The following is a 19,913-nucleotide window of genomic DNA, read 5'->3' as shown; positions in this document are numbered from 1 at the left end:
TGAGCAGGCTATGTCATCTAAACCAGAACAACAGCTAAAAGTCGGTGATTGGTGGTACTTACCAGAGCAAGACAAACTGGTAAAAGTCGATACTTTAGGCGAAGTTACCGCCACTGCCGATTTAGACAATTTATGCCAAAAGGCAATGAACTACTTTATCGTTAATGCGGGTCGTCTGATCACCAGAGATGAAATTCTGGCGGATGTCTGGGGCGTGCGTGACGTGTCCGACGGCCGTATTTCCCGGGTGATCCGGGTATTGCGGGTTGCCCTTGGCGATGACAGTCGCGAACCACGTTATATCGAAACTATCCCCAAACGTGGTTTTCGCTTTATTGCGCCGGTGGTAGAAGTTATCGCTGTGGTTGAAGCGCCTGCGCCTGTTGCAGAAATAGCAGTCGTGGAAGCGCCCTCAGTGGTCGTTGCCAGCAAACCGGTGCGCCCCGTGCGGTGGTATCGCTGGGTTGCGATGGTTTCTATCCTCTGTTGTGGCTTGTTTTATTTGGCTTGGCAGCAGTTTTATCTGCCTGCTGACGAAGTCGCCGGGGTGCCCTTTAAGCGCTTTGTGCCAATTACCAGTTTAAAAGGTTTGGAAATGTATGCGGCGATGTCACCTGATGGTCAACATCTGGTGTACAACCATTTTAATGAACAACCAGGCCAGCAGTTAATCCTGCAAAATATGCAGAATAACGATCAGATAGTGTTGGTCGATGATAGCACCAGTATTTCCAATGCCGCCTGGCGACCGGATGGCAAAGCATTGGCTTATTTAAAGATTAGACGTGGCCAGCAATGTGAATTAAGGTTGCTGACCCTTCATGGCGATTTTAGTGGGGTCGCCAGTGATGAAGTGTTAACTCACTGCGGCACCCACAGTCTGACAGGTCGGATAAGCTGGTCGCCGGATGGTGCTTCAATTGTATTCCCTAGTAACCCGGAGAATATGTCGAATTCGGTATTGATGTTATACCCAGTGTTTGGCGGCAAGGTCGAGCAGCTAACTACCCCGCCGCCGACCAGTGTTGGTGATTTTGCCGCGCGTTTTGCCAAACAAGGTAATCGATTGGTATTTATGCGAGATGTGGGTGGTGGTGGGGGGGGGCAAATCTGGTTATTGGATTTGGAGAATCGCAGCACTGAAATGCTTATTCAACTGGAACATAGCTACCCTACCAATGTCGACTGGTATGATAACGACAGCAAAATTATTTATCCGGCAACACCGAATAGTATCGCTACTATTGACATCAACACCAAAAAAGTCGAAACCATATTTCAGACCGACAATGATGCGCTTGAACTGACCGTCAGCGCACAAAACCGTTTGTTGGCATCCATCGGGCAATTTCGCCGCACCACCATTATGAAAATAAACAACTCGCTGACCAATCCAAATCCAGTTAATGAGCTGGTGTTTGAATCCAGTCGCAGTGAACGGATGATCCAAGTCGGTTTTGACGAGGATTCCCCTTCTGCCGTTTTGTCAAATCGCAACGGTTTATTTCAGTTCTGGTTTCATTATCCGGATGGCAGGCAAGTGCAGGTCAGCGATTTTAAAAGCTGGATAACGTTGCGTGAGATGGTGTTTTCACCAGATGGTCAGCGGTTATTGGCCAGTGTCGGCACTGAAATCTGGATTTTTGCCGTTGGACAACCTCCATTGTTAGTAAGCAAAACAGGCCAGACCGCCCGCAACCCCAGCTGGAGTCATGATGGTCGTTTTGTTTATTTCAGCAATGCAGTACAAGGACGCTGGCAAATATTAAAAACTGATACTCAGACTCTTGATCAATCAGTGGTAGCACTGGATTTAGATTATTTCCAGGAAAGCCCTGATGGCCAATATCAGGTGGTACGAAGGAGCAGTGATGCCGGCTATGAATTGCACTTGCTCGCCAGTGGTGAAGTAATTGAGCTGGCAATCGATTCCAAAGGGGTGTTAATCCCCCATTTTGTATTGCGCAATAAAGCTTTGTATTACAGTACCATTCTGAATGATGGCACGCTGGATATACGATGCTTTGACCTGGCAAGCCGCCAGTTGACAAGTCTGGATCGTGGGACTCGCCGTTCTATGCGCAGATTTTCTGTTAGTTTGGATGAGCGGTTTTTTTATGTAGCAACTAGTACGTTAGGAAATTTAGATATTGCGGAATTACCTTAAGTGAAAATTTATCAGTGTTTTGTCGTATTTTCGTCAGGTTAGAAAGGCATTGAATCTGTTTTATTGGCGTTAGATTTTCCGACAGCCAATAAGGAGTTCACATGAAACATGTTAAGTTTTATTTATTTGGTACAGTCGTCTTGGCCGCTGTTATTTACGCCGAGCAGGCGATGGCAATTACCGTGCATCCGACAATTTTGCAGCTAAGCCAAGAGGTACCGCCAGCACCTAAAGACGACGATCAAGAAGAACCGGATGGAGGTTATGAATGCGACGACGGTTACCCAGTTTGTGAGGTACACCTAGATCGAGGCTAACCGGAAATGGGGTCTGTTTTTCTTTGCGTAAAAATGCAATTTTAAACACCCTTGGTTCATCCTAATAGTCTTAAAGAACAACTACTTTCATGTATACTCCCCGGAGCTAATTTGCCCGGGGAGGCCTTCATGCATTATGCCGAACCTCTGATTTGTTTTGCCAACTGGCGCTTTGAACGGGCGACCGGCCGGTTATTGCGCGCCGATGAGCCGGCACCGGTGTGCAAACTCGAACCCCGCTTGCATCAACTGCTCAATTATTTTCTGCTACACCCTCAACAAGTGATTTCCAAAGATCAGTTAATGGACGACGTCTGGCCTGAAGGTGAAGGCACTGATGGTGCCGTGATGCGTGCCGTCGCCAGTCTTCGCAAGACGCTGCAGCCTGGGATGGCCGGACAAGACTGTATTGAAACTTTGTCGAAGCGCGGTTATCGCTGGAAGGCCGAGCTGCAGCTGGAGACACTGTCGGTTGGCAACTTTGTGGCTGAATCGGTCGCTGCCAGCGAAACTGCCAATCCATGTTGGCCGGAAGCAAAAATGGGTGGGGCCGGCTCTGTCTCATCGGCACAGCATCCAAATAATCCGGAACCGCTGACGGTCACTATGCATCTAGATCAAGGCCGGCCAGATCAGATGCGACCAGGGTTATGGTATTGGTTACTGAGCGCAATCCTGGTGGTGCTGGTGCTGCTGGTGTTTGCGGTCACTTTAATCAACCTCGGCAAACACACCCGGCAACCGGTTTACAGTCAGATGCTGACTGTCAGTGCGATGGCCGGTGATGAAGTGGCGCCGTTGCTACATCCTGAGCAGCAGTCGCTGTTTTATCATTACCTCGCACCACAACAACGGCAATGGCGCTGGCTGAAACACGATTTATCCAATCATCGTAAAACGCTGTCCAACACCGGTTTTGATGCCATGAGTCAGGCCGTCTGGCTTGACCATCAGCACTTTTTGTTTCAGGGCAGCCGCCAGGGGCAGTGTCATTTCTATCGCCAGTCGACGGCGCTGGCGACCAGTGAACCTGAAGCTTTGTTCAGCTGCCAGCGTATTTTTATGCAGAGTCTGGCCCGCGATGCTCAGCATCTGTATTGGTTAGAGCAGGATATTGCCAGCGGTAACAGTCAGTTATGGCAACGTCCTCTTGCCGGGCTTGCCGTCAATCAAAGTGGTGCCCGTTTGTTGTTTCAGTTCTCCAACAATTTCCGCCGTCCGGCCAATCTGGTTGTGCAGCAGCAGAAGTTGTACCTGGTGCTGGAAAAAGACTTCCATTCCAGTTCGTTGTTCGAGTTTGACTTGCAAAGTGAGCAGATGGAACGGCTGAAAGATTTTTCTTTTGTCATTCACTCCATCGCCCCCTGGCCGGGTCAAAACCTGTTAATCAGCTCCGCCGAGTCATTGCTGGTCTATCCGCTGGCATCCGGGCGGGTGATCCAGTTGAATACCGCGCATGGTTATTTCCGCTTAGCAACACGACTGGGTGAAGATATTGTCGCGGTAAATTCGTTTGGCCATGGCAAAGACGTTTATCCGTTAACGCTGCAAGGCAGCACCAGCCAATCGGCCTTTGTCTCAGATTTGTCCTTTGCCAGCAATAAAGATGATTACGCGATGGCGATTAACAGCAGGCAAATTGCTTTTGTCTCAGAGCGCTCCGGCGCGGCGCAGATCTGGCTACAACATGCAGACACTGTAGCGCAACTCACCCATTTTGAAGGTAAAAGACAGATTAGCCAGCTGTTGTGGTTCGGCGACAACCTGTTTGCGCTGATCGATTTACAGCTGTATCAGGTAGATTTATTCAATGGCCAGCTGACATTGCAACCGATTGAGCGTCCGGCCAGAGTGACGGTTTGCCAACAACAACTGTTTTGGACGCAATGGTCAGAGCAAGGCTGGAGTCTGTTGAGTTTTGACCAACAGCAGCAACCCACACAACTTAAACAACAAGTGACCGATGTGCGTTGTGGCCCGGAAGGTTTTTTGGTGCTGCAGTTAAGTCAACAGCCAGAGTTGCAGCTGTGGTCGTTAGCCGATGGCAGCTCGAAGCCTTTGCCAGCTGCAGTGGACTGGCGGGTCGGATTTGCTGAGCGTTGGGTGACCAACCATCTTGGATTGTATTGGCTTAGTGGTGATGATAAATCTCGGCAACTGATGTTTTTGCCGTGGCACCACAAGCAGCCACAACAGCTTGCACTTTCTGCCGATACCTTGCCCGATGGCCTCTATGCCGATTTCCTGCAGGATCAGTTGTATTATGTTCAGGAAAAGTCGGGTACTGCGGATGTCGTCTGGCTAAAACAAGCGGCAACGGCAGCACAGGGTAAGCCCTGAACTGCCGTCTCGCCAAGATTACAACTGAGCAAATGCCCGATCCGCAGCGGCAATAGTTGCTGCCAAATCTGCTTCGCTGTGCGCCAGACTTAAAAAGCCTGCTTCATAAGCGGAAGGTGCCAGATAAATGCCATCAGCCAGCATCAGGTGAAAGAACTTCTTAAATGCTTCAATATTACACTGGGTGGCTTGTGCATAACTGCTCACACTTGAGGCCGTAGTGAAGAACAAGCCGAACATCCCGCCAACCTGATTAACGCAAAGTGGTACGCCATGTTTGGCCGCTGCGGCGGTTAAGCCTTGTAGCAATTGAGTGGTTTTTGCGGTCAGGCTTTCGTACACACCTGGCTTGCTGATTTCAGTCAGTGCTGCCAGACCCGCCGCCATCGCAATCGGATTACCGGATAAAGTACCGGCCTGATACACCGGGCCGAGTGGCGCGATGTGCTGCATAATGGCCTTTTTACCGCCAAAAGCACCCACCGGCATGCCACCACCGATAATTTTACCCAAAGTGGTGAGATCCGGTTTCACGCCGTAATAGGCCTGAGCGCCGCCTAAAGCGACACGAAAACCGGTCATCACTTCATCAAAAATCAATACCGCGCCATATTGGTCGCACAGGCTGCGTAACCCTTGCAGGTAACCTGGGTTTGGCGGAATGCAGTTCATATTGCCAGCCACTGGCTCGACAATCACACAAGCGATATCGGCGCCTTTTTCGGCAAATAATTCAGCGAGTTGCGGTAAATTGTTAAATTCGCAGGTCAGGGTGTATTTGGCGAAATCCGCCGGTACGCCTGGCGAATTTGGTACACCCAGCGTCAGGGCGCCTGAACCGGCTTTGACCAGTAGTGAATCGGCGTGACCATGGTAACAACCTTCAAATTTGACGATGGTATCGCGCCCGGTATAACCACGCGCTAAGCGAATCGCGCTCATCGTCGCTTCGGTGCCGGAGCTGACCATCCGTACCATTTCCATCGAAGGCACTAATTTTGTTACTAATTCAGCCATCTCAATTTCGGCCGGGCAGGGCGCGCCAAAACTCAGGCCTTTTTCGGCCGCTTTAATCACTGCTTCACGAATAGCCGGATGATTATGCCCTAACAGCATTGGCCCCCAGGAGCCGATATAATCGATATATTGTTTACCATCAACATCATAGATGTAGGCGCCATCAGCGCGGTCGATAAACACCGGGGTACCGCCGACACTTTTAAAAGCACGAACCGGCGAATTGACACCACCAGGGATGGTTTGTTGGGCACGTTCAAACAGTTGTTCAGATAAAGTCATGATCAAAATCCATTACAAAATTTGGGAAGTTACCGCTTTGCGCAAGCGGCAACTAGCAGGCATTAACCTTTATTGGAAAACCACGGCACGTCTTTTTCGTACTTGCTGACCAGGTTCTCAACGCCCAGCGTCAACGCAAATAATGCCATCCGCACCAATACACCGTTGTCGGCCTGGCGGAAAATCGCCAGGTTCGGGTTCAGGTTTAAATCGTTATCGAGCTCGTTTGCTTCCTGGCGTGAATCCCGTGGCAGCGGGTGCATAATGACGGTATTTGATTTGCAGTGCTGGGTGTAAATCTGCTGGTTTAACCGGAACTTACCACGATATTTATTGGCTTCTTCCTGCGATGGAAAACGTTCTTCCTGGATGCGGGTCTGGTACACAATATCGGCGTTGATATTGCCAGCCAGCTGATCGGTCACGGTCACCTGATGGCCGGCATTTTCAATGGTTGAGATAATCTCATCCGGCATCGCCAGTTCGTTCGGCGCAATCAGCGTGAATTTGATGTTGTTATGCAAAGCCAGCAGCTTGGATAACGAGTGCACGGTACGGCCAAATTTTAAATCGCCAATCATCGCAATGTGCATACCATCGATGCTTTGCTGTGAAGCCGCCAGTTCACGTTCAATGGTGAATAAATCGAGCAGTGCCTGGGTCGGGTGTTCGTTGGCACCATCACCACCGTTAAGAACCGGTACGCGGCTGCCTTCGGCAAATTCAGCCACTGAACCGGCTTGCGGGTGACGCATCGCAATCACATCGCTGTAGCTGCTGATAACGCGCGCGGTATCAAATAACGATTCACCTTTGGACAAAGCCGAGGATTGCATACCGGTGGTTTCGCGAACTTCGCCGCCGAGCAAATTAAAAGCACAACCAAAGCTGACGCGGGTCCGGGTGCTGGGTTCAAAGAATAAATTACCGAGGATGGCGCCTTCAAGCACAGTGGTGCGCTTTTTGCGGTAGGCATATGGCTCCATGCTGTGGGCAATTTCGAAAATCTGCCGGATACTGTCGCGATCGAATTGTTTAACCGAGAGGATGTGTTCGCCTTTGAAGCTCATGCTGGATGCCTTTTACCGGAAGTGACAGAAAGCGGCGCGGGGCCGCTGAACTGGCGCGCAGTATAGCAAAGTCAGCTGCTAAACACGAACCAGATCAAGCCGGTTTCAGTACCGCCAACAGAATAATCGCAAACATCACCAACACTGGTAATTCATTAAAGATCCGGAAAAACCGCGGGCTTTTCTGATTGCGGTTGTGCTTAAAATCAGCCAGTAATTTAAAACAATAGCCGTGGTAGGCATAAAGGAACAAGACCAGCACTAATTTATAGTGCAGCCAATGACTTGCCTTAAACCAGGCACCGCCGTAGCCATGGATGAGTAACAGACCAAAAATCAGCGTCAGAATGGCAAAAGGTGTTACAAAGTAAAGCAGACGTCGTTCCATGATTTTAAACACAGCATCAACGTCACTTGAGGTATTGCCCGCGTGATAGACAAACAACCGTGGCAGATAAAAAATACCGGCAAACCAGGCCACCATAAATCCGATATGTAAGGCTTTATAAACAAGTAATAACGTCATTAAAAATTCCGCTTAAAGTAAATTATTCTGTCGCATCAACAAGGTGCGCACCTGCTCCCAGCTCACCAGCCCCAGCGGTTGATCGGCCTGTTCATCATCGTAAATCAGCACCGCGCCTTCCCGTTGTTCACCAAGTTCGGCAAAGACTTCCGCCATGGTCGCCTGATGGCTGACCGATGCCACCGGGATAAATTTCAGCATGCTTTGGTCGCTCATTGACATGGTTAAATCATACACAGCTAATTCGTAATGCTGATCAACAGCATAACTGCGTTTAATCAACAATTGCTGCTGCGGTGTCAAAGCATCCAGTGCCTGAATGATTTGCGCGTCCGTTGGATTTTCCAAAATTTGATAGTCTTGCTGCAACATCGCGAGCACGCCCACTTTTTGCAGCACATCATCGGCCGGCGATAATTTATAGGGTAACTGCATAAAATCAAGCTGTTGCAGGAAAATCGATTTGGTCTGGAAAAACTGCACTGCGGTCACATACGACGTGGTGATCACCAGCATGGCCGGAACCACCAGCTCCGGGTTCGCCGCCAGCTCGGTTACCGCCACCAGTGCTGCGAGCGGCGCGTGCAATGTAGCCGCCATCATCCCCGCCATCCCCAACACTGCATAACTGCCGGCGACACTGTGATCGCCTAAGAATATTGAAGGCACAAAAGCCAGCAAGGTGCCCATCACAATGCCAATGCCAAATACCGGCCCGACAATACCACCCGGGATCCCCAAGCCCAATGCGGCAACTGTCAGCACAATTTTTGCCAGAAAGATCATAAATAACAGCAGCAGTTCGTCGGGAACCGTCACCGCATAATGAATGGCGCCGGTTTCAGCGCCCAGTGCTTGTGGCACTAAATAACCGATGGCGGCGGTGATTGCTGCCGCCAATAACAGCCGAAAACCCAGATGCCAGGTTTTAAAAGTACGCATGGTGCGCATCAGGCTTTTGTTGAAAAAGGTTGCAACGACCCCCATTGCTACGCCACAGAGTGCGAGATAAGGCAGGTGCCAGTTGCTCAGGCTAATCATCCCGATACTGCTCAGTTCATTGTCGGCACCAAAAACGGTGCGGGTAGCGACGGCACCAATCATTGACGCCAGCATAATAGGCACAAACACGTGAATGCGATATTCGCGCAGTACCACTTCCATCACAAAAATAACCGCGGCCAGTGGCGTGTTAAATGAAGCGGAAATGCCTGCTGCGATGCCACAACCGGCCAGAATTCTGATGCTGTTGTAAGGTAATCGCAGATAACTGCCAAGACTGCTGGCACCAAAGGCGCCCAAATGCACCGAAGGACCTTCCCGGCCTACCGAAAATCCGGCGGCAAGGGCGGCAATGCCACCAAAAAACTGGTGAATGGTATTGGGTAGCGGCATCATGCCGTATTTGAGTTTGATGCGGTGGATCACAAACGGGATGCCAAGCCGATAGTGTTTCAGGCCAATGAGTAGGCCGAGCAAGCTGATAAAAACCGCGGCAATCAAGGGCAGTAACGCGCGTTCACCGGCCAGTAACGTGGTAAAGTCGTCGCTGTGAGCCAGGTAAAACGATTGAATACCGATGATGGTTAACCGGAACAGTATGATCAGTATGGCAGCTATCAGGCCGCCAATCAGGCCCAGCAGGCAAAGCTGCAAAGATGTCACCGGAAAGGCTAATTTTCGCCTGAGCGGTGGCAACGATAAACGCCAGGATTTCATGCTGGAGTACCGGCTGAACGATGGAATACTTTCTAACATAACACTTTGAGTGTGCTGATGAAACTTGAACAGAGTAAACAATGGTTCAACCAGCATCGAACCATTGTATTGTCGACAACGGCCGCACTGGCTATCGGTGTAATTATCGGGCATTTTGTCGGGAATTGGTCGTTGCATCAACAACAGCAACGGCTAACCCAGCAATTGCAGCAACTGCAAAGCTCGCTGGAAGCTTCCGAAACCCAGCTGGCCGAGCAGCGCAAACAGGTTGATTATCTGACGGCTGAGCTCGCGGTCGAGCGGCATACCAGTCAGTTGCAAATGCAGGATTTAAAAGCAGAACAGCAAAAGCTGTTTGAAACCCGTAAAGAACTGGCGTTTTACCAGAAAATCATCTCCCCGGACTTGCAAGCCAACAGTTTGATTATTGATAGTTTTACCTTGTCGCCGGGTAACGCAGTCGGGCGCTATAAGTTCAATTTGGTGTTGATAGAGCAGGACAAACAGAAAAACTTCGCCAAAGGGCAGATCACTTTAACCCTGGTTGGGAAAAAGGCCGGCAAAAAAACCAGCGTTGATTTGTTAAAACTTGCTGGGTTTAGTAAAGCCGATCGCCGGTTTAGCTTTAAACATTTTCAGATTTTTGAAGGTGAATTTGTATTGCCTTCAGCGTTTATAGCAGAGCAGGTCGAAGTCACGGTGAGCGTGCCAGCCAGTCGTGGCCAAAAAGCCGCGAAAGTCAGTCAGAGTTTACCCTGGCTGGAAAGCGCAGAAATCATTGATTCCATCTAAAGGGTAGGGCTTAGGGCCGCAACTCAGTTGACTGGGAAATACTTGAATAAAACAGTCAACTATTAGATAATTTGCATCCATTTTTCCGCTGAGGTAATTCTATGTCTGAAGTTCAGGTTCCGATCCAATTTACGGATGCGGCTGCGAATAAAGTGCTGACATTGGTCACCGACGAAGAAAACCCGGCTTTAAAACTGCGGGTATACGTCACAGGCGGTGGTTGTTCAGGTTTCCAGTATGGGTTCACCTTTGATGAAAAGGTCAATGAAGGCGATTTCACTATTGATAAAAACGGCGTGACCATGGTGGTTGATCCAATGAGCCTGCAATATCTGATGGGCGGCATTGTTGACTATACCGATGGTTTACAAGGCAGCCGGTTTATCGTGCAGAATCCAAATGCCACCACGACTTGTGGTTGCGGTTCCAGTTTTTCAGTGTAATTCCTCTGTTCCCCTTTCCGCCAGGCCAGTCATTTGACTGGTCTGTTCTGTGTGTTTTTTCTCCACAATTGTTACTCCTGCCATAGCTCAACCTTCGGTTCTCAGTTAAGATGCTGCAAAATTGATAACATAAACTTTACCGTTGATTATTAATTGAGCGCATTTTAGTTGGCGGCTATTGTCACTTAAAAAAGCGCACAATCGAGTTCATCTAATTTATTGTTAATTATCAGCAAGATATATAAGTGTTTGCAGTTGGCGTACAAATTTTAACGACTGTAACTATACGCTCGTCGCATCCTATGGTTTAATTAACTGATTATTATTGCTTATTGGGACACCAATGAGGTTTGGATTTTTATTTGGCAGGAAGTGTTTGACATAAAAAAAGGCGTTTAACGCTGGGAGAAGAAAACGTTATGAAAGGTACTAAAAGCGTCATCTCTGACGAGAACAAAAGACTGTGTGTTTGGTTAAAGCGGCAAAGGCAGGATAAAGGCCACACCATGCGCAGTTTATCTGAAGTATTGGGCACCCCACATTCCTTCATAGGAAAAGTAGAAAACCAGGAACGTAGATTGGATGTGGTGGAATTTGTCCGGTATTGTCAGGCACTGGAAGTAGACCCAGCGGACGGATTAAGACAGGTATTGAGTCAGCAGTAGCAGTAAGCTGTTTATTCAGTAACAAAAACAACAAAGCCGCAGCAATGCGGCTTTGTTGTTTCAGAGTTTCGTGTTCCTGAGGTTCAGGATTTCAGAGTTTGGATTTACAAACAATTGTGAACAGTACTTTGTTAACAATTGATGTAGGTTTGGACGTTCACTCTGCACTTTGTTCCTGCTGCCGCTGTTTCAGCATCCGCACGATCAGCAATAACAGCAGCAAGGCCGGGATCACCATCAGCGAGGTGATCAGGAAGAACAGCGTCCAGTTGCCATCGAGCTTATCGACCAATGCACCACCAAAAGACGCCATCGAGGTGCGGGCAAAGTTGCCAATCGATGCCAGCAACGCATATTGGCTGGCCGAAAACGCCACCCCAGTGAAGCTGGTCAGAAACGCTACAAAAGCCACGATCGAAAACGCCGTGGTAAAATTATCCAGCAAAATGGTCCACAATAACAAATTCTCATCCGGGCCGACTTGCGCTATCCAGGCGAACATCAGATTGCTGCCGGCCATGGTAATACCACCCAGCATCAAGCCTTTAATCACGCCAAACCGCACATTCAGTAAACTGCCGAGCAGGGTAAACACCATCGTCGCACCCCAGCCAATTAGTTTCGAATATTCTGCAATTTGCTCATTACTAAAACCAACTTCTCGATAAAACTGGATCGACATCCGGCCGAGAAAAGCTTCGCCCAGTTTAAAAATCAGAATAAACACGATCAGGCTAAGCGACAACTTCAGGCCGTTGCGGCGAAAAAATTCGGCAAAAGGTTCAATGACGGTGACCAGCAGCCACAACATCACCGGATGCTGTAACGATTGCTGGTAACGCTCGGCAGCTTTTTGCTGGAGCAGATCACGGTTGGTGGTCGGCTCTTTGATCAATAAGGTAATGCCTGCCAACAGCGCCAGCATGATGGCCAGTCCCAGATATACTTTTGGCCAGCCAATGAGATCGGCATAGTGAAAAGCAAAATAACCAGGCAGCGAATAACCAGTCCACCAACCGGCCACACCCATGGCGGCGGCAGCCGGCAGTTTGGCGGGCTCCTGGCCAATAATATCAATGCGATAGCCGTCGATTGCCACGTCCATGGTTGCGGCAAACAGGCCAATTAAGAACGCCAGTAATGAGATCCAGATCAGGCTTAGTGCCGGATTGGTAAAGGCAATAGCAAGTGTCAGCAGCACAATCAGTGTCTGCATCGTCAGTACCCAACTCCGGCGTTGCCCAAGTCGCGGATAAAGCACTGGCCATCGCACTCGGTCTACCAATGGCGCCCATAAAAAATTCAGCGCGTAAACGGCGGTGACCGAACCAAAATAACCAATGGCAGCACGAGATAAGTTGGCATCTTTGAGCCAACCACTCATGCCTGAACTAATCAATACCCAGGGAAACCCCGAAGAGCACCCCAGAATAAAGATAAATAACAACCTGCGATCATAATATTGCTGTAAGGCATGGCGAAAACTGGCCGGTGCGGCCACAACTTCGGACATCAGAGAAATACTCCGGCGAGATCAATCAAAGAAGCTGCACCTTAACAAAGTGCAAAGACTGAAGAAAGTAAAAGCTGGGGTTCACTCAGGGATTCTGGAAAACGGTCGGACTCAGGGGCGGATACCAACACAATCTAAAGGTAAACAAACTTTGCCGCGTAAATAACCTAAACAGTTTTGCAGCTGTTTACGCAGGATTTTATCACGTTGTAATTCTTGTTCAGACCAATATTCCAGTTGATAAAGTACATGCCAGAACACTTGTTCTCGGAAAGTTGCCGGGGTGTGGTGACTGACTTTTAGTTGCGCCCATTCTTCCAGGGTATCCCAGATAAACAGGTGTAATTCACGATGCGGAATTTGTCCGCGCAGAAAGCGCGACACATAGTAAATGAGCTGTTGTGACTTCTGTTCGATAAACACATCTAACATGGCAAATGCCCCGCCAATATTGGCCTCACCTGATGAATGACAGACCTTGGTGCAATCAGGTTGCGGCCGAAAACAGTTGCTAAAAAGCGAATGCAACCACCGGCACCAAAAGGGTGCGAGCCGGTGGTTGTTAGGGCAAGTATAGTCGGATTTAAACGGCGGGCAGTAAAATCACCCGGATCAGGACCACGGGTTTTTTCGGGAAATTATCCCATCCCAGTTTTTCGTTAAACTGAGTTTCGATTGCTTTAATTTTATCAAACACTTCCATGCCTTCGACCACATTGCCAAACACCGCATAACCCCAGGTGCGACCTGGATCTAAGCTTGGATTATCGTTGAGGTTAAAGAAAAACTGACTAGTTGCACTATGCGGATCCAGTTCTCTTGCCATCGAAATGGTATAAAGCCGGTTTTTCAGGCCGTTGCCAGATTCATTGATAATTTCAGCAAACTGTTTAACCGGTTTTAATTCCCGATCATAACCACCGCCTTGCAGCACAAATTCTGGCTCGAGCCGGTGAAACAAAGTGCCGTCATACAGTTTTTTGTCGACGTAGGTCAGAAAGTTATTGACGGTAATCGCCGCTTTACTACGGTCGAGTTCCACCACAATATGGCCTTCGCTGGTCTCAAACTTCACCCGCGGAAACAAGTTATCTTTCTGCAGAAATTCGCCTTTGGCGGCACTGCCAAAACTAATCAGCACTGCCAAAACAAACAACAACTGACGCATAGCTTAGTTCCTCAGAAAATCCTGCCAGCTTGGGTCGCGCAGGATATTAGCCAGTACCTGCTCAGTCAGCACCCGCAGTTCGCGCTCGGCGACTGCAGTGTCTAACTTAAACGGGCCAGAAAAACTGCTTTTGCCGCTGTAGCTTTTGTTAAATGAACCTGAATTACGCTCAATCAACACCGTCAGTTCCACATTGTTTTTCACCACATGCTCAACGGTTTTCAGTTCAGCGTTGGCTTCAAGCTGGTTAATTTGCACTGTCACCACTACAGGTTCTGCCGCAGATACCTGCGCACCTTGTTGAGTCAGCGCATCGGTCAGCACTTGTTGTAACTGTTGCGGCAGGTTGTTGCTGGTTGGGTAAGAGTTGACCTTGTCGCCATCGCGCATAATTAACGTGCCTTCAGTTGGACGGTTGTCCTGCACATTAATGCTGATCGCAACGTTACTCAGTTGGTTGGATTGAGTCCAGAACACCTGTGGCGCCACGATAAAAGATGGAACCGGGTTACTACAGGCAGCTAATGACAATAACGAGACAAATATCAGACGACGCATTTTCAGTTCCTTTTAATGGCTTCTAAGATAGTAAATTTTGCATTACTGGCGACATGAATACAACCGCCGAACAACCGGGCGAGCTTTTCACTGTAGGCCAAATGACGATTGGCGACGATTCGTAGTCGGCCATGTTTTTTTAATACCCGCCTGGCATCGGTAAACATCTGCCATGCGATATGGTCGGTAATGGCATTTTGCTGATGAAAGGGCGGGTTGCAGATAATAAAGTCTGCCGATTCCGCCGCTTGTTGGCTCAGGCAATCGTCCACCGAAAATTCGGCTTGCGCTAATAAATCGGGTCTGTTGGCGGCTAATGTCAGTCTGGCGGAATCTACCGCCATATATGATTCATCGGCAAATACCATGTTGATCTGGGGTTGGCGCTCTAACATCGCAAGCCCCAACACGCCATTACCACAGCCTAAATCAATCACCCGCTGCTCTGGCGCGCATACCGGAATGTGCTGCAATAAAAAACGCGCGCCTTGATCCAGCTGTTCCCGTGAAAACACGTTCGCGTGATTAATCAACAGTTGCTGATCGTCCTCGGTTTTCCAGCGTATCGGAAATTGTGGCGTGGTGGGGGATGGTAGCGCTGGATCAATAGTCGCAGTGATCAGCCGACATTTTTTCACCGTCAACGAGGCGCTGGTTGGTCCCAGTTCCTGCTGGAAAATTGCCAACAGATTTGGCGTAATATCTTTTGCTTTGGCGCTGGCCAGGATAGTGCTGTTTGGCGCAAGTTGCTGTTTTAACTGACGTAACTGGTAACGTAGGTAGCTGTGATTATTTGGCAGTTTCAGTAACACTAGGGCAGCGGCAGGTAACGGCGCTAAGCTGTTGAGTTGAGTTAGTACCGATAAATCCAGCTGATTCTGGTTAAAGTTGTGCCGGGTTGCCAGTTCGCTGATGTACGAATCGGTTAATTGTACCGGTTGATACGCGGCTAAAGCGCAAGCCAGCGCGCCAAATTGATCGTTGCATAATAAAACGGACGTGGCAGTTTGCTGCAATATCGGTAACGCATGACTAAGTAATAACTCGTCAGCTGAATCCCAGGCCTGTAAACTGCGGTTTTTTTGCTCCGGCGGATAACGATCAAGTGTGAAAGTCTGGCCGGCAAGTTGGCATTGGTTGGTCATAAGTCCACAGCAGTCGGGGAAAAGGGGGCTATTTTGCCAGATCTGAGTGATAGCGACAACCAAAGCCGGTCAGCGGTTGGCTGTCAGCGATTTGTGTTGCCGGATGCAGAGCTATGGTTGTGGCCCCGTTGGTTGGACGCAGAGCGCTCTGCCGTGGTGATGCAAAGGTTACAGCAGCAATTGCAGTGGCAGCAGCCAGAGCTTCGGTTGTTTGGTAATGTTGTCAGTATTCCAAGGCAGCAAGTCTGGATGGGAGACGCGCATTGCAGTTATCGCTATTCGGGCGTTACCTTTGTGCCTGAACCCTGGCATCCGCTGGTGCAAAAGCTGACGGCCTGGGTGAATCAGCAACTGAACCAACGGTTTAATTGTGTGTTGTTGAATTTATATCAAAATGGCAGTGAACATATGGGCTGGCACAGTGATGATGAACCCGAATTGGGGCTGAACCCGGATATTGCTTCGTTGAGTCTCGGGCAAGCACGGCGTTTTGATTTGAAGCATAAACATCAACAATATCAACTGAGTTTACCGCTACAGGATGGCGATTTGTTGTTGATGCAGGGGCCTTGTCAACAATATTGGCTACACCGGGTGCCCAAGCAAGCGCAGGCCAGTTCAGCCAGACTTAATTTAACTTTTCGTTATATAGAGAAGCCGCTTTAGACCAGTCTAACTGGCTTTGGCAAGTCAAAATAAATATCTTTTTTTGCAGCTATTGAACTGCTGACAAGCGCCATCGTGGCATCTAGAGTAGAGACTGAAGACGAACAGAAGGAACAGACAGCTATGTTGATCCATACCTCGATAGAGCAGAAATTGTTACGAGCCTTCGACCCCGTGTTCCTGGACGTGATCGATGAAAGCCACATGCACAGCGTGGCACCCGGGGCTGAATCTCACTTCAAAGTAGTGATTGTCACCCCACTGTTTGATGGCATGCGGTTGTTACAACGCCACCGTGCCGTTAACGCTATTGTGGCGACCGAACTTGCCGAAAAAATTCATGCTTTAGCACTGCATACCTACACCCCTGGCGAATGGTACGAGTACTACGCCGAAAAACCTCCGGCATCGCCAAAATGTTTTGGCGGGTCTAAACGGGAAAAAGCATCTACCTGACGTTGTTGAGCATAATGTTGTCGGCGGTTTGGATTTTCGGACAGATCGCTGCAATTCAAAGCTGATCAGACCTGTTTGTCGTGTTAAAGTTTTACACTAACGGCAATTTTAACCAACAACAGGTTCTTTTCTTATGGTTATCCAACCGAAAATCCGTGGTTTTATCTGTACCAATGCCCACCCGGTCGGCTGTGCAGAGCATGTCAAAGAACAAATCTCTTATGTAAAAAAACACGGTGCTGTCACAAACGGCCCGAAAAACGTTTTGGTGATTGGTGCATCTACCGGCTATGGCTTAGCATCACGCATTACCGCGGCATTTGGTTCAGGTGCGAAAACCTTAGGCATTTTCTTCGAAAAAGAAGCGACCGAAGGCAAAACCGGCTCTGCTGGCTGGTATAACACCGCTGCTTTTGAAGCAGCTGCTGAAGCCGAAGGTCTGTGGAACAAACATCTGAATGGTGACGCTTTCACGGATGAAATGAAATCTAAAGCCATTGATATTATTCAAAGTGAGATGGGTAAAATTGATCTGGTGGTTTACAGCCTGGCAGCGCCACGGCGTAAAGATCCGGTCAGTGGCGAAATCTACAGCTCAGTGTTAAAGCCAATTGGTCAGTCTTACACCGCAAAAAATCTCAATACCAGCAAACGTGAAATTGAAGATGTTTCAGTGGAACCGGCCAACGACGACGAAATTTTCAACACTGTTAAAGTGATGGGTGGAGAAGATTGGGAACGTTGGTTGGATCAGTTACATGCCGCCGGTGTGCTGGCCGAAAACGTACAGACCGTAGCTTACACTTATATCGGTAAAGAGCTGACCTGGCCAATTTATGGTAAAGCGACTATTGGTCGCGCCAAAGAAGATTTGGACCGTGCCGCCAGTGCTATTACCGGTAAATTATCGGCGCAGCATGGCCATGCTTATGTTGCGTCGTTAAAAGCACTGGTTACGCAGGCGAGTTCGGCAATTCCGATTATGCCGCTGTATATTTCATTGTTATACCGGGTGATGAAAGAAGAAGGCACGCACGAAGGTTGTATCGAACAGATTTACGGCTTGTTTCAGACTGCGCTTTATAACCCACAACGGCAACTGGACGATGCTGGCCGGTTACGGATGGATGGCAAAGAACTGGCTGATCACATTCAGGCGAAAGTTGCCGCCATGTGGGAGCAGGTTCAGACTGACAATATCGACGAGCTGACAGACTATAAAGGTTATCATCAGGAATTCCTGCGTCTATTTGGCTTTGGCTACAGCCATGTTAACTATGATGCTGATGTTTCACCGATGGTGACCCTGGCTAATTTAGCTTAAGATAGATGAGCCGCCGTCATAGGCGGCTTTGTTTTAACTGCATGGATGCGGGGTAGGCCATGATTGCCGGACGCAACCCATGGCAAAAGTACGACGACAGATAACAGTAATCTCCGTGAATTTCGATGAATTGTCGGAAAATGACCAGTGACTGGCAGCGATTTGGTGGTTTTATAAGCAAACAAATCAAACTTGGCTACACTTGGCTTCAGTCACTTCGTCAGCGACAGAATTTTGTTATTTATCATAGCTGGCCTGTGGGTTTAATGCTAAAATCCGCCGCTATGTACGTGTATCCGGTGAATTCAGGTGGTCGTTCCGCCACGAATTGCCGGGTGCGCTGCCAGGTGTGCAGCTGAAAAACCAGGCCCTGTTTCTTCCCGTTAAAGTAGTGCAAGTACGTATGATTAAAATCAAAAAAGGCTTGGACATTCCCCTTTTGGGCAGTCCTAAACAAGTGATTCATGACGGCCCTGCGGTGAAATCAGTCGCGGTACTGGGTGAAGAGTATGTCGGTATGCGTCCAACAATGCTGGTTGAAGTTGGCGATAAAGTAAAAAAAGGTCAGGGTCTTTTTGAAGACAAAAAAAATCCTGGCGTTAAGTTTACGGCGTCGGTCGCGGGTACTGTTAAACTCATCAACCGTGGTGCCAAGCGGGTGTTACAGTCTGTGGTGATTGAGGCCGATGGCAGCAATGACGCCGTCCAGTTTACTGCCTTTGGGGCAGAACAACTGGCGACATTAGACCGTGCCGTCGTTAAACAGCAACTGTTAGATTCTGGTTTGTGGACTGCGTTTCGTACCCGTCCATTTAGCCAAGTCCCGGCCATTGACAGCACACCAAGAGCAATTTTTGTCACCGCGATGGATACCAATCCGCTGGCGGCAGATCCTGCGGTAGTGATCGCGGCAGCTGGCAATTCGTTGCAGCTTGGTCTGACGGTACTGTCCCGGTTAACTGATGCCAAAGTTTACTTGTGTAAAGCGCCTGCTTTGCAAGTTTCTGCGCCGGCACAGGTTCAGGTTGAAGAATTTGCTGGTCCTCATCCGGCAGGTTTACCTGGTACCCATATTCATTTCTTAGATCCGGTTTCTCTTAGCAAAATTGTCTGGCACATCAATTATCAGGATGTGATTGCCATCGGCAAACTGTTTGCTACGGGCGAGCTGGACACCAGCCGCGTTATTTCGCTGGCCGGTCCTGTCGTTAAAAACCCACGTTTAATTAAAACTGTGCTTGGCGCTTCGGTTGAAGAGCTGACAGCCGGTGAGCTGAACGAAGGTCAACAGCGTATTATTTCAGGATCAGTGTTGTCAGGTAAAATCGCGACCGGTGTGCACGCATACCTCGGACGTTTCCATTCGCAGTTATCTGTGCTGGAAGAAGGTTACGAGAAAGAGTTCCTGGGCTGGATTTCTCCTGGCGCAACCAAGTTCTCGGTGACCCGTGCTTATTTATCGCATTTAAGCCCAAAACGTCTGTTCAACATGACCACGTCCACCAACGGTTCTGATCGCGCTATGGTGCCAATCGGCAACTATGAGCGGGTGATGCCACTGGACATTTTACCAACGCTGTTGTTGCGTGATTTGTTAGTGGGTGATTCCGATGGTGCTATTTCGCTGGGTTGTTTGGAACTGGATGAAGAAGATTTGGCGTTATGTACCTTTGTCTGCCCAGGTAAATATGACTACGGCGTGGCATTGCGTGACTGTCTGACGACCATCCAGAAGGAAGGCTAAG

General features: G+C 48.9%; 19 protein-coding genes. 10 read left to right on the top strand and 9 right to left on the bottom strand.

The features are described from left to right. Positions 1–10: 10 nt before the first annotated feature. From EOE67_RS00620 to EOE67_RS00610, 3 genes are all read left to right on the top strand, one after another. Complete coding sequence (locus EOE67_RS00620) at positions 11–2,167, top strand: winged helix-turn-helix domain-containing protein (RefSeq protein WP_127697132.1); 2,157 nt, start codon at positions 11–13, stop codon at positions 2,165–2,167. Between the two features lie 101 nt (positions 2,168–2,268). Next, entirely contained in the window at positions 2,269–2,484 is a 216-nt protein-coding gene (locus tag EOE67_RS00615) for a hypothetical protein (protein WP_127697131.1), read from the top strand. A gap of 129 nt (positions 2,485–2,613) precedes the next feature. Continuing rightward, positions 2,614–4,824, top strand: a complete 2,211-nt coding sequence (locus EOE67_RS00610; RefSeq protein WP_127697130.1) for a winged helix-turn-helix domain-containing protein — start codon at positions 2,614–2,616, stop codon at positions 4,822–4,824. A gap of 18 nt (positions 4,825–4,842) precedes the next feature. On the opposite strand, the gene hemL is transcribed toward EOE67_RS00610, so the two are convergent. The 4 genes from hemL to EOE67_RS00590 all read right to left on the bottom strand — a co-directional run bounded on the left by hemL (position 4,843) and on the right by EOE67_RS00590 (position 9,438). Next, a complete protein-coding gene (gene hemL, locus EOE67_RS00605; protein ID WP_127697129.1) occupies positions 4,843–6,123 on the bottom strand; it encodes a glutamate-1-semialdehyde 2,1-aminomutase in 1,281 nt (426 codons plus the stop codon). Positions 6,124–6,185: 62 nt separating this feature from the next. Continuing rightward, positions 6,186–7,193: an aspartate carbamoyltransferase gene (locus tag EOE67_RS00600; RefSeq protein ID WP_127697128.1), complete on the bottom strand. Its 1,008-nt coding sequence runs from the start codon at positions 7,191–7,193 to the stop codon at positions 6,186–6,188. Between the two features lie 94 nt (positions 7,194–7,287). Further along, positions 7,288–7,719 (bottom strand): CopD family protein, encoded by a 432-nt coding sequence (locus EOE67_RS00595; protein WP_127697127.1) that lies wholly within the window; start codon positions 7,717–7,719, stop codon positions 7,288–7,290. 12 nt (positions 7,720–7,731) lie between these two features. Further along, the gene (locus EOE67_RS00590) at positions 7,732–9,438 is read right to left on the bottom strand and encodes a chloride channel protein (RefSeq protein WP_127697126.1); all 1,707 of its coding nucleotides are present in this window, start codon (positions 9,436–9,438) and stop codon (positions 7,732–7,734) included. Between the two features lie 57 nt (positions 9,439–9,495). On the opposite strand from EOE67_RS00590, the gene EOE67_RS00585 reads away from it, so the two are divergent. The 3 genes from EOE67_RS00585 to EOE67_RS20935 all read left to right on the top strand — a co-directional run bounded on the left by EOE67_RS00585 (position 9,496) and on the right by EOE67_RS20935 (position 11,338). Next, a complete protein-coding gene (locus EOE67_RS00585; protein ID WP_127697125.1) occupies positions 9,496–10,230 on the top strand; it encodes a DUF6776 family protein in 735 nt (244 codons plus the stop codon). 101 nt (positions 10,231–10,331) lie between these two features. Then, positions 10,332–10,673, top strand: a complete 342-nt coding sequence (gene erpA, locus EOE67_RS00580) for an iron-sulfur cluster insertion protein ErpA (protein WP_127697124.1) — start codon at positions 10,332–10,334, stop codon at positions 10,671–10,673. Between the two features lie 419 nt (positions 10,674–11,092). After that, positions 11,093–11,338 carry a helix-turn-helix domain-containing protein gene (locus tag EOE67_RS20935; protein WP_068067251.1) on the top strand — a complete coding sequence of 82 codons (246 nt, stop codon included), beginning with the start codon at positions 11,093–11,095 and terminating at the stop codon, positions 11,336–11,338. 157 nt (positions 11,339–11,495) lie between these two features. Here the strand turns inward: EOE67_RS20935 and EOE67_RS00570 are convergent, their stop codons facing one another. From EOE67_RS00570 to EOE67_RS00550, 5 genes are all read right to left on the bottom strand, one after another. Further along, positions 11,496–12,851, bottom strand: a complete 1,356-nt coding sequence (locus EOE67_RS00570) for an AmpG family muropeptide MFS transporter (protein WP_127697123.1) — start codon at positions 12,849–12,851, stop codon at positions 11,496–11,498. Between the two features lie 111 nt (positions 12,852–12,962). Further along, a complete protein-coding gene (locus EOE67_RS00565; protein WP_127697122.1) occupies positions 12,963–13,283 on the bottom strand; it encodes a hypothetical protein in 321 nt (106 codons plus the stop codon). Positions 13,284–13,434: 151 nt separating this feature from the next. Beyond that, complete coding sequence (locus EOE67_RS00560) at positions 13,435–14,019, bottom strand: peptidylprolyl isomerase (RefSeq protein WP_127697121.1); 585 nt, start codon at positions 14,017–14,019, stop codon at positions 13,435–13,437. Between the two features lie 3 nt (positions 14,020–14,022). Next, on the bottom strand, positions 14,023–14,577 hold the full coding sequence (locus tag EOE67_RS00555; protein ID WP_127697120.1) for a YajG family lipoprotein: 555 nt from the start codon (positions 14,575–14,577) through the stop codon (positions 14,023–14,025). A 2-nt stretch (positions 14,578–14,579) separates the two neighbouring features. Continuing rightward, entirely contained in the window at positions 14,580–15,722 is a 1,143-nt protein-coding gene (locus EOE67_RS00550) for a methyltransferase (protein WP_127697119.1), read from the bottom strand. 33 nt (positions 15,723–15,755) lie between these two features. On the opposite strand from EOE67_RS00550, the gene EOE67_RS00545 reads away from it, so the two are divergent. The 4 genes from EOE67_RS00545 to EOE67_RS00530 all read left to right on the top strand — a co-directional run bounded on the left by EOE67_RS00545 (position 15,756) and on the right by EOE67_RS00530 (position 19,912). Further along, a complete protein-coding gene (locus tag EOE67_RS00545) occupies positions 15,756–16,388 on the top strand; it encodes an alpha-ketoglutarate-dependent dioxygenase AlkB family protein (protein ID WP_127697118.1) in 633 nt (210 codons plus the stop codon). A 123-nt stretch (positions 16,389–16,511) separates the two neighbouring features. Further along, positions 16,512–16,844 carry a BolA family protein gene (locus tag EOE67_RS00540; protein WP_127697117.1) on the top strand — a complete coding sequence of 111 codons (333 nt, stop codon included), beginning with the start codon at positions 16,512–16,514 and terminating at the stop codon, positions 16,842–16,844. A 133-nt stretch (positions 16,845–16,977) separates the two neighbouring features. Continuing rightward, on the top strand, positions 16,978–18,168 hold the full coding sequence (fabV, locus tag EOE67_RS00535) for an enoyl-ACP reductase FabV (RefSeq protein ID WP_127697116.1): 1,191 nt from the start codon (positions 16,978–16,980) through the stop codon (positions 18,166–18,168). 403 nt (positions 18,169–18,571) lie between these two features. After that, positions 18,572–19,912, top strand: a complete 1,341-nt coding sequence (locus EOE67_RS00530; RefSeq protein ID WP_127697115.1) for a Na(+)-translocating NADH-quinone reductase subunit A — start codon at positions 18,572–18,574, stop codon at positions 19,910–19,912. Position 19,913: the final 1 nt, after the last annotated feature.

It is taken from the genome of Rheinheimera riviphila, from assembly GCF_004005945.1.
GTDB lineage: Bacteria > Pseudomonadota > Gammaproteobacteria > Enterobacterales > Alteromonadaceae > Pararheinheimera > Pararheinheimera riviphila.
Note: the sequence above shows the minus strand (reverse complement) of the source record. Positions and strands in the feature narration are given on the sequence as shown.